The following is a 10,146-nucleotide window of genomic DNA, read 5'->3' as shown; positions in this document are numbered from 1 at the left end:
TGAACGCTTATAACGGTAGTCATCATCGGCATTACCGGGGCTAACAATTTCTACAACTAAGAGGGGAGGAAATTCAATCACTGCTGTGGTCATATTTCTAATCTCTTGACATTGTTCGGCAGTTAAAATCATTAAGTCTGGGATTCTCGATTTAGCTTTATCGGTGCGAATTCCCACCGTAGCGGGCATAACTTGCCAGTCTAATTGTAGCCTCTCTATTTCCCTTTCTAACACCTTAAATATATATCTAAGTATCAAAGCATGAAAGCCACTAGCGGGAGGCATAAAAATTAATTCTCCGTTAAATAATTCGTATTTATTATCCGTGGAGTCACGATAATTTAAATATTCTGCAAAGGTATATAATTTTTGTTGGGTAGCAACCATAATAATCTCTAAAAAAAACTTAATTTAATTTCCTTTTTGAGGATAGATATTGCCTTTAATCCCCCCTCAATAAGGGGGTTAGGGGGGAACTGACAATTTTTAACACCTAGCTTTTTACTTAAGATTCGATATCCTCAACTTTTTTGGGAACCGTTGCAGTTAAAACCTCATTTCCTGTGGCAGTAACTAACACATCATCTTCGATACGGATACCGATACCTCGCCATTTTTCTGGCACTTCCGGCTGTCCTTCAGCAGGTTTAATATCGGGGGCGATATAAATACCCGGTTCCACGGTTAAAACATGACCAGGCTGCAAAGTCTGCCAAGTTTCTTCGTTAACTTTATAACCTCCTGCATCATGGACATCTAATCCTAACCAATGACCAGTTCTGTGCATATAAAAAGGCTTATATTTTTCCTCTTTAATTATCTCATCAATATCGCCGACCAATAGCCCTAAATCCACTAATCCCTCCACAATTGTCCTCACGGCCGTGTCATGAAAAAGATTATAAGGATTACCGGTTTTTACCACTTCAATCGCCTTTAATTGAGCTTCCAGAACAATTTCATAGATAATTTTTTGTTCGGGGGTAAATTTACCATTAACGGGAAAAGTGCGGGTAATATCACCGTTATAGTAATTGTAGGCACAACCGGCATCAATTAACAAAAGCTCATTTTCTTGTACTTGGCGATTATTGTTGATATAGTGCAGAATACAGGCATTAGCACCACTAGCAACAATAGAAGGATAAGCTGGACCCATACCCCCTTCTAGGCGAAAAGTATGCTCGATTTCCGCTTGAATTTGATACTCGTAGTGACCAACTTTGGTAAATTCTCTGGCCCGATTATGTGCCTGGGCTGAAATAGCAGTTGCTTTGCGAATATTGTCCAATTCGGCCTCGGTTTTCAGTAAGCGCAAAGGATGGAGAATAAAATTAGTATCTTCTAAAGCAGTCGGTCCAGTGCCGCGACGGGGAAAAGTGGCGATTAATTTTTGCCAGTGCTTTAGAACATTTGTATTAAAAGTTTTGTCCCGTCCGAGATGATAATAAATTCGGTCGGCTTTTTCGAGATATTGAGGTAATTTTTCGTCCAATTCTTGGATAGAATAGGCCTCATCAGCCCCAAAAATCTCCTTTGCTCCTTCCACACCGTGGAGATAGCCGGTCCAGGTTTCTTTTTCTGGGTCTTTTGGCTGCACGAACAGGATAAACTGATGTTCGGGGTGATGGGGTGCTAAAACCGCCACCGCCTCCGGTTCATTAAATCCTGTCAGGTAAAAAAAGTCACTATCCTGACGATAGGTGTATTCTACGTCATTGTGCATGACCACCATGGGCGCACTGCGAAAAATTGCGGTTCCATTGCCGATTTTTTCCATTACCTGCTGACGACGGTGTTGAAACTCTCTGCGATCGATGCCCATAGATATTCCTAAAAATGTCACAATAAGTCCTAGAGTCTATTATCGCTAATCTTTTTAATTTATGACCCCTGAAGAACCGGATTTTTCCCAAGATATCATCGAAAGGCGCGAGTTTACCCTAGCAGATTTTATCGCTCAAGAGGGGGCGGATTTCCTCAAAGGGGAATCTCCTGTCCCCAAATTGGTGCAAGTTACCACAGAGATTAAACAATTTATTGCCGCTAATTTAGGGGATTCTTCGGGAGCTTTGCAGATAATTTTACAGCTTATCGTCGATGAAGAATTAACAAAAGTCAGTCAAAATTTAGATAATCCCGTTCAAGCTTTAGAGTTAATCCTAGAAGAAATTTTAGACAATCAAGAATTACTCTATGAATTAGTACACCGAGTCGATGTGAAATGGGGACAATTATACGGGGAACGTCCCTATTTTCAAAAACCCCATCAAAAACCCCACCCTGAAGACGAATACACCCACAATTCCGTCAGAGATAAGTTAGTCAGTTTATTAGCCAGATTAGAAGCAGATAAGTAGTAGAGTCTATAGCAGTTAGGCTCTCTTATTCTTTGTGTTATGAGTTTAACTTATATAGGAGCGATCAATCTTTGTGTCCTTTGTGTCTTTGTGGTTTCTCCCATAGGAGACTCCGAGACGATTCAAGATATGCCTTATCTTCACGAAAAACTCTGTATTTTCATTATTTCTTAGTCAACAGAGACTAACAGGACTGACAAGGAGTATCTATCCCTAGACAGACAACCGGGGGTCGGTCAGAGGTGAAGATAGGTGTAAGATCAAAAAATTCTCCGATAAATGTTGCCCTATCCCCCGCGTGCCTACCTATTCCTACTATACCGCCGATGTTTTTAGCGATCGCATTTTTGGTGGTAATCCCCTGGCGGTTTTTCCGGAAGCGTCTGGATTAACCCACACCCAGATGCAAAAAATCGCCGCCGAATTTAACTTCTCGGAGACAGTCTTCGTTTTTGCGCCAGAAACGCCCCAAGGCACTAAAAAAGTCCGGATTTTCACCCCCAGTATCGAATTACCCTTTGCAGGGCATCCTACCGTCGGCACAGCCTATATTTTAGCCCTAATCGGCGCTATTCCCCCCTACCAAGAAACCACGATTTATCTGGAGGAAGGAGTCGGTTTAGTACCGGTGAAAATTATCATGGAGGGGGAAAAACCGGTCTATAGTGAGTTAAAAGTGGCACAATTGCCAGAATTAGTGACGGATACTTATGCTCTCGATGATTTAGCGGCGATTCTTTCCCTAAGCGTTGCCGATTTCTTACCCGGTTATCCCCCCCGCGCTTTTTCCTGTGGTCTCCCTTTTTTATTCATCCCCGTCAAAAATCGAGATATTTTAGGGAAAATAAAACTAAATCTAACTCTTTGGTCATCATTATTAGGTCAATCCCCCGCTAATTCCCTTTTTGTCTGCTGTTTTGACCCAGAATCTCCCCTATCTCGTCTCTATGGCCGAATGTTTGCCCCCGGTTTAGGAGTTATGGAAGATCCCGCCACCGGTTCGGCTGTGGTCGCTTTGGCCGGTTACTTAGGGGCTTTAGAATCTTCTAGGGAAGGGATGAATCAATGGACAATAATCCAAGGGGTGGAAATGGGCAGACCCAGCAGTTTACAATTAAAGTTTCAGAAAAACAACCGGGAAATTACGGAAGTTTCTGTGGGTGGTGCATCAGTTCTAGTCTGCCAAGGTAAGATGATAATTCCCGATGGGGAAACAAAAAGCCCGACAAAAGGGATATTTTGACAATAAATCCCTTGAGTATAGGCTACATATCAGGACAGGCAAAAGAGCAATAGATAATCAGTCTTTGATAACCGGATTTAGTATAAAATTTTGGACTGGTATCATTTAATCGAAACTCTCTATATAGAGAATAAAAAAGCTTAATCCCGCAAAAAAGCGAGGGGATAACTCATATTCTCAGCAAATCCCAAGATACCTCTATCTCGATGCTCATAGAGTAAATTTCCTTGACTATCAAATAAAAAAGTCCCTCCCCGTTGGGTGAGATAACTACTATCGGGGACATAGGTTGACCAATTGCCCAAAACTTGAGTCATATTACGCAGTCTCAGGGTGGCTAATTCAAAAGGTCGCTGAAAACCCTGACCCCCGGCAAGATTGAATAGGGAACCCCGGAAAGGTGGTAAAGGCCGCGCTTGTATTGTTTCCTCCTCGGCAATTAATTGGGGGGCTTTGCGATCGCCAAAATAACCCCGCAGCACTTCGGCCAGAGTCCCCGGACTACCCACACCCGCACACATCAAAATTAGATTTAACCAGGCATTTTGTCCGGGGGAAAATCTCGGTAATTTTAACGATAAACCGCGATACAGTCCTAATAAATCGTGTAATTCAGCTTTCGGGTCAACAAAAAGCCAATCTTGCCGAAATTTCGTATATTCAGAGAATTTTAAACCTGAATTGCGATCGCCGATACCGATAGCACGAATGGTAATCCCGGCATTTTGCCAAAGGGCCGCCTCTTTTTCTAACCACCAAGCGTATTCGAGACTATCAAAATCTCCCAATTGCGGCCAAACAAGAATTAAAAGACGTTTGTAGTCGCTACAATCGCTTAAAATTGGCACTATTTGCCCATCGCTGACCCTTTGGCGTTGAATTGTTGAAAATATTTCATATATGCTGCTCATAGATAAATTTCTCCTAATAAAACCGCCTCTTTTGCTCCCGTGACTTTCGGTAAATTACCGGGGAAATCGTGCCAGCGCCAATAGGCCAAAAGGGCAAAAGCGATCGCTTCTTTAAAATCGCTATTTAATCCTACCTCATCGGTGGTCAAAAGCTTGACATTTGACCCCAAATGTGCTAGGAGTCGTTGGCGCAGGTAGGTATTACGAGCGCCACCACCGCAGAGCAGCACCTCCGCAGGCATTTCTGGCAAAAAGGTTTGATAGCTGTGGGCGATCGAAATGGCGGTTAAATCGGTTAAACTAGCCAACCAGTCGGCATCACTGAGGGAATAAGCTTGGGCATCCCGGTGCAATTGGGCTAGATAGGCGGGACTAAATAACTCTCTGCCGGTGGATTTAGGGGGATATTGTTGAAAATAAGGCTCCTGTAGCCATTTATAAACTAATTCGGAGCAGGGTTGACCCTGAGCGGACCATTGACCGTTATGGTCGTAGGTTTGTTGGCCTTGGCTCAAAAATTGTACGGCCAAATCGATAAGGACATTGCCGGGGCCGGTATCCCAACCGAAAATTTTTTGCTGCCAATTTTCCCTTTGTCGGGGGGGTAAATAGGTTAAATTGCCAATACCGCCGATATTTTGGACGCAGCGGGCTTTGGTGGGGTGAGAAAGCAAATAAGCGTCAATTTTCGGCACTAGGGGCGCACCGTGACCAGCTTGCGCGATATCGGCAGCGCGAAAATTACTAATGGTGGGAATACTGGTGATTTTTGCGATCGCTGCTCCCCGTCCTAATTGTACCGTGTAACCGAGGCGATCGTTTGCGGGGGGTCGATGAAAAACGGTTTGACCGTGACTGCCGATTAATTGGGCTTTTGGGGCTTCTTTTTGGATATTTAAGGCGGCTTGGGCGAATTCTGCGGCTATATCATCATCTAAGCTGGCTAAAGCTTCAATAGATAGCTTTTTTCCCCCACAGACTTGTAAAATTGTCTCGCGTAATCGGGGGGAATAGGGATAGGTTTCCCCTGCTAATAACTGCACCTGTGGAGATTCCACTGTACCGCTAATCTCCACTAAAGCGGTATCGATGCCATCCACCGATGTGCCACTCATTAAACCGATAACTAACAAGTTTTTTCCCTCAAGTGTCGATTGTTGATTATTTTATCCCCCCCCGACAATAGTAACAATTTCTAATTTATCCCCCTCCTTGATTTCCGTGTTTTCCCAATACTGACGATGGAGGATTTCCCCGTTATATTCCACTGCAACTAACCGAGGATTCATGCCCAAATTTTCTAGCATTTGCGGTAGTTTAGTTGCGGGTAAACAGGTTTGAGTTTTGCCGTTGATTTGCAAGGTTATTTCTGACATGGATTTGGATACGAACAAATGAATTAATCGGAGTATTTAGGAGACAGGAGGCAAAAGGCAAAAGGCAAAAGGCAAAAGGCAAAAGGCAAAAGGCAAAAGGCAAAAGGCAAAAGGCAGCTTTATTCTCCCCACACCCCACACCCCACACCCCACACCCCACACCCTACACCCTACACCCCACACCCCACACCCTATCTCCCTATCTCCCTACACCCCACACCCCACACCCTACTTTAATTGGTCTAATAATTGTTGTGTCACCACATCGGGGTGCTGCGCTTCCATGATGGCCCGGACTACAGCTACCTGTTGCGCTCCTGCCTCTAAAACCTCTTTAATGTTATTACTATCAATACCACCGATCGCAAACCAGGGTAAAGGGCAATTTTCCCGCGCATAACGGACATATTCCAATCCTGCCGGGGTTTTTCCTGCTTTGGTGGGGGTGGCATAAACTGGACCAACTCCCACATAATCGGCCTTTTCTTGGATTGCTTTGGCCATCTCTTGGGGATTAGTGGTGGACCGGCCGATAATTGCCGTCGGGCCGAGAAATTGCCGCGCTAGGGAAATCGGTAGATCCTGTTGACCGAGATGAACACCATCAGCATGAACGGCCTTAGCAATATCGACGCGATCGTTCATAATAAATAAAGCATCGTAACGGTGGCATAACTCACACAGTTTAGCAGCTTCTTCTAAACGAATCGTATCAGCGGCGGTTTTATGGCGGTACTGCACCAATTTTAAACCTGCTTTTAGGGCTAATTCGACGATTTCTAACAGATTTTCGGCGGGAGAAGTGACTAGATAGAGGGGAGATGCTTTTAGTTTTTCCAGAGGTGGCGAGATTAATAGTTTACTCTCTAGCTGATAAACCCGATAGCGCAGCTGTTTACAGGCTATCCCTAGCTCTAGATCATAGAGTTTACCGTATTCTTCTAAAACCCTAAAAGCCTCCTGTACGCGAGCGAGATTTGCTTGCAGCAGTCCCTCGACAGTCTCCCGGATTTCTTCCCTGGGATGACTTAAATTTGTGCCGATATCGCCGGCTGTGTCCCGATGTCGTTTAAGATCGATCGAGTGCCAACTAGCTAATTGATGGCGCATTTCTTTACATTCTTGGGCTAAATTGGGATTATCTAAGCCAAAACGACACCATTCTTCGATAATTCGCAGTCCTTCTCTGGCGCGGTCAAGGTTAGCATCGAGAATCCGTTTAATCGCCGTGGTTTCTAGTTTCATTTGCCGTCAATGTAGAGTTATTATAGCCGTTAGCCGTCAGCTAAAATATTACTATTCTTGGCCCTTGTTCGGGGAACAGTAGAGGCGGCATCAGACAACTAAAAAGAGGGAGGAGAAACCCACGCCAAGGACAATTTTAAGCCGGGGGGAGATTCTTAAGCGCCCCTAGGTATTCCACCAATTGCCGATGATCCGGGTTATGTAGCGGGTAGAGACGATTGTAACAGATGGTGACGAGGGCTTGCAGATCGTCCACTAAATCCTCAGCTGCAATGGATTTCTGGGGTTGATTGAGGAGAATGACTTGGATTTTCAAGAAACTGCACAAACCCAAAATAAAATCATGACAAAAGCGGCCAACACTTTCTGGATGGGTTAAAACTAGACATTCCAACCCACCGTTACACATCATCTCTACTAGACGCATAAGATTAGGGCGATTGTGACTGACTCCGTTGCCGATATCGGTGAGAATTTCAAAGGGTTGACCCTGCTGACTACAAAAGTCTTCTAACGCTTTTATCTGCTCGTCTAATTGTGGTTTTTGTTCAGGTCGATTAACACGAGCATAGCCCACAATAAATCCAGTTTCTTGTACAGATTGTAAGATATCTCCCCGTCGAAATCGGCGATGACCGCCGAGGGTACGAATTGAGGCAATTTTCCCCTGTTGTTCCCAGCGCCGGAGGGTTTTAATGCTAACTCCGAGTAAATCCGAGGCTTCTCGAATAGTGATGAGGTTATTCATAGTATATAACTCGGTTTTAATTAAAGAAATTTATCGAGAGAGAATTGTCCAACTTTAGACAGTCGGTTGTCCACTTTTATATTGGTATCACCTTCCAGTGGTGATTTTGCATGAGTTAGGAAAATTAATCATCCCCCTTTAGATAGAGATGAGTAGGTAGGCGTTAAAAATTATCAGACACCCCCCTTATCAAGGCTATCGTGCGGGGTCCCTCGAAGGCTCTCCCCCTACTTAGGGTGATCAGCAAACCTGAGCGATAGTAACGGATTTTGTCCACAATGTAGGGGCGAACTGCGTTCGCCCAAAAGGTACATTATCAAAGTGCAGGTCCCTTAATTCTGATGCAACTCCAGTTTTAACGATCAAAACTGTTAAGTTGTATACATTGTCCCTCTCTTGATTAAGTTTTGTAACAATTTGAGATATTTTTTAAAACTAGAGCCTGTTTATTTGTCCAGCTTTCACCAAAAAGCTTGGGTATATTTGTCAATTTTTGGGTAGTTATTTTCAAGAAAAACTCCTATAAATTGGACAAAAAAATAGATAAATATTGCCAAACAAATCTCTAAAACACTTGTTTTTTTTGAATAGTTTCGCTATAGTTCTGTCAGGTTAAATAAAAAAGTTATCAGCGAGCTTATAGCGGTAAGCACTTGAGTGAGATACAAACCAAGCTTTGCCTAGCATGGTTTATAGCTCGTGACACTGTACCTCATACGACTGCACACCGCTATAACCCTTGCCTAACTTCTTTTGAGGGCTACAGTACACACAATTAATACTGGATAATTCAGTTATGATGACAACCAACAAATTAACCAAAACCTTTGCTTCTGGCTCTCTAGCGATCGGGTTTCTCGCCGCCCTTGGCATGGTTTCAGTTCCAGCCCGTGCTATCACACTAACAGACGGGAACTCAACAGCTGATATATTTCTTGATAGTCAAGCAGGACTTGAGGATTGGACTGTAGATGGTACCGGTTATATGTATCAGGAGTGGTTCTGGTATCGTATCGGCACCGCAGGACCAGAAGCTTCAATTGATACCCTAACCCTTGTTAATAGCACTCTATCCGATGTTGATGGTAATGGAGACAATGAGAGCCTAGAAGCTAATTACCAAGGACTAGGTTTCACGTTAGACGCTCTTTGGACATTAACGGGAGGTGCGCCGGGTTCAGGTATTTCTGACATCGCAGAAGTAGTGAAAATCACAAACACTAGCGCATCAACACTTGAATTTTATCTTTTTGAATATACAGATTTTGATTTTGGTGATGTGGCTGATGATGTTGGAGTATTCGACAATGTCAATGTATTCAGACAATTCGACGCTAATGTTACGGGAGTTATCTCTCAGATTAGTATCGATGATCTTAACCCTCGCTACCAAATTTCACCTTATCCGCAGTTATTAGCTAGTCTCAATGACGGCCTTCCAACTACATTAAGCAACACTCCCCCCTTAGGAACACCTTCTCCTGCAGAAGATATTACCTCTGCTTGGCAATGGCGTTTTCTGATCGCTCCTGGTGATAGTATAATTATCAGCAAGGATAAGCAGGTGGAAGCAGTTCCCGAACCGGGTACTATCCTCGGACTTCTGGCGGTGGGTGGTTTAGGAATGGTTTCCCGCTTGAAGAGACAAAAATAACAGTTACCAATGTCTCGTACACATTGATAACTGTGACGTTGAACAAGAATAGCTAAAGGTTAGATGCCCTGTTTGGTTTTCTAGCCTTTAGCTTTTTCTTAAGTATTGATTCTAACGCAAGTCAAGACCTGATTTTTGTTTTTACTCAACGGGTCGTTTGATCCCCCCTGCCCCCCTTGATAAGGGGGGTGCCGATCCCCCTTTATAATAAGGGGGGCATCTGATAATTTTTAACGCCTACCTACTTAACTATTGATTCTAACGCAAGTCAAGACCTGATTTTTGTTTTTAGTCAACAGGTCGTTTGATCCCCCCTGCCCCCCTTGATAAGGGGGGTGCCGATCCCCCTTTATAATAAGGGGGGCATCTGATAATTTTTAACGCCTAGCTACTGATCAGACAGGCAAAAAGCAAGAGACAAAAGGCAAAACGGAGAATAAATAATCAGTTTTTAATAACCGGATTTAGTATTCAGAAGCTCGTCGGGTTATTTCTATGGAGCAGATATTAATGGTTCCTTAAATATTGGAAGAAAGGTAGTCGGAGAGGCCGCCTTTAGCGGGAATCCGATAGAGAGGTTCGTAGTTAACCCAGTACGGGTGAAAGCGT

11 protein-coding genes are annotated in these 10,146 nt (G+C 43.7%); 4 read left to right on the top strand and 7 right to left on the bottom strand.

What is annotated here, in order from left to right:
- Both IM485_RS19740 and IM485_RS19735 read right to left on the bottom strand, forming a co-directional pair.
- Positions 1-387: Uma2 family endonuclease (locus tag IM485_RS19740; protein ID WP_287662880.1), on the bottom strand; the 387-nt coding region annotated here is incomplete at its 3' end.
- A 118-nt stretch (positions 388-505) separates the two neighbouring features.
- The gene (locus IM485_RS19735) at positions 506-1,825 is read right to left on the bottom strand and encodes an aminopeptidase P N-terminal domain-containing protein (protein ID WP_287745131.1); all 1,320 of its coding nucleotides are present in this window, start codon (positions 1,823-1,825) and stop codon (positions 506-508) included.
- 61 nt (positions 1,826-1,886) lie between these two features.
- Between IM485_RS19735 and IM485_RS19730 the strand changes: the two genes are divergently transcribed.
- From IM485_RS19730 to IM485_RS19720, 3 genes are all read left to right on the top strand, one after another.
- Positions 1,887-2,360 (top strand): hypothetical protein, encoded by a 474-nt coding sequence (locus tag IM485_RS19730; RefSeq protein WP_104398242.1) that lies wholly within the window; start codon positions 1,887-1,889, stop codon positions 2,358-2,360.
- Positions 2,361-2,399: 39 nt separating this feature from the next.
- Positions 2,400-2,534 (top strand): hypothetical protein, encoded by a 135-nt coding sequence (locus tag IM485_RS19725; protein ID WP_287745129.1) that lies wholly within the window; start codon positions 2,400-2,402, stop codon positions 2,532-2,534.
- A 124-nt stretch (positions 2,535-2,658) separates the two neighbouring features.
- Positions 2,659-3,603, top strand: coding sequence for a PhzF family phenazine biosynthesis protein (locus IM485_RS19720; protein ID WP_287745127.1), 945 nt, complete (start codon positions 2,659-2,661; stop codon positions 3,601-3,603).
- A gap of 140 nt (positions 3,604-3,743) precedes the next feature.
- On the opposite strand, the gene IM485_RS19715 is transcribed toward IM485_RS19720, so the two are convergent.
- From IM485_RS19715 to IM485_RS19695, 5 genes are all read right to left on the bottom strand, one after another.
- Positions 3,744-4,514, bottom strand: coding sequence for a peroxiredoxin-like family protein (locus tag IM485_RS19715; protein ID WP_104398244.1), 771 nt, complete (start codon positions 4,512-4,514; stop codon positions 3,744-3,746).
- Entirely contained in the window at positions 4,511-5,647 is a 1,137-nt protein-coding gene (locus IM485_RS19710) for an anhydro-N-acetylmuramic acid kinase (RefSeq protein WP_104398245.1), read from the bottom strand. Before IM485_RS19710 ends, IM485_RS19715 begins: the two co-directional genes overlap by 4 nt.
- Positions 5,648-5,680: 33 nt before the next feature.
- Positions 5,681-5,890, bottom strand: coding sequence for a sulfur carrier protein ThiS (thiS, locus tag IM485_RS19705; RefSeq protein WP_002751314.1), 210 nt, complete (start codon positions 5,888-5,890; stop codon positions 5,681-5,683).
- Between the two features lie 228 nt (positions 5,891-6,118).
- Entirely contained in the window at positions 6,119-7,135 is a 1,017-nt protein-coding gene (locus IM485_RS19700) for a thiamine phosphate synthase (RefSeq protein ID WP_104398247.1), read from the bottom strand.
- A gap of 136 nt (positions 7,136-7,271) precedes the next feature.
- Complete coding sequence (locus IM485_RS19695) at positions 7,272-7,883, bottom strand: IS607 family transposase (RefSeq protein ID WP_287662868.1); 612 nt, start codon at positions 7,881-7,883, stop codon at positions 7,272-7,274.
- A 796-nt stretch (positions 7,884-8,679) separates the two neighbouring features.
- Here IM485_RS19695 and IM485_RS19690 point away from each other — a divergent pair.
- Positions 8,680-9,537: a PEP-CTERM sorting domain-containing protein gene (locus IM485_RS19690; protein ID WP_238142109.1), complete on the top strand. Its 858-nt coding sequence runs from the start codon at positions 8,680-8,682 to the stop codon at positions 9,535-9,537.
- Positions 9,538-10,146: the final 609 nt, after the last annotated feature.

Origin of the sequence: Microcystis sp. M169S2 (assembly GCF_020245865.1) — a bacterium.
In the GTDB taxonomy this organism is placed as follows: domain Bacteria; phylum Cyanobacteriota; class Cyanobacteriia; order Cyanobacteriales; family Microcystaceae; genus Microcystis; species Microcystis ichthyoblabe_A.
This window is presented reverse-complemented; position numbering and strand designations above follow the sequence as displayed.

Bases quoted from the DNA above. Each gene is read 5' to 3' on its own strand.
- IM485_RS19735 (WP_287745131.1), bottom strand. From the start codon at position 1,825: ATGGGCATCGATCGCAGAGAGTTTCAACACCGTCGTCAGCAGGTAATG.
- IM485_RS19730 (WP_104398242.1), top strand. From the start codon at position 1,887: ATGACCCCTGAAGAACCGGATTTTTCCCAAGATATCATCGAAAGGCGC.
- IM485_RS19725 (WP_287745129.1), top strand. From the start codon at position 2,400: ATGAGTTTAACTTATATAGGAGCGATCAATCTTTGTGTCCTTTGTGTC.
- IM485_RS19715 (WP_104398244.1), bottom strand. From the start codon at position 4,514: ATGAGCAGCATATATGAAATATTTTCAACAATTCAACGCCAAAGGGTC.
- thiS (WP_002751314.1), bottom strand. From the start codon at position 5,890: ATGTCAGAAATAACCTTGCAAATCAACGGCAAAACTCAAACCTGTTTA.
- IM485_RS19700 (WP_104398247.1), bottom strand. From the start codon at position 7,135: ATGAAACTAGAAACCACGGCGATTAAACGGATTCTCGATGCTAACCTT.
- IM485_RS19695 (WP_287662868.1), bottom strand. From the start codon at position 7,883: ATGAATAACCTCATCACTATTCGAGAAGCCTCGGATTTACTCGGAGTT.
- IM485_RS19690 (WP_238142109.1), top strand. From the start codon at position 8,680: ATGATGACAACCAACAAATTAACCAAAACCTTTGCTTCTGGCTCTCTA.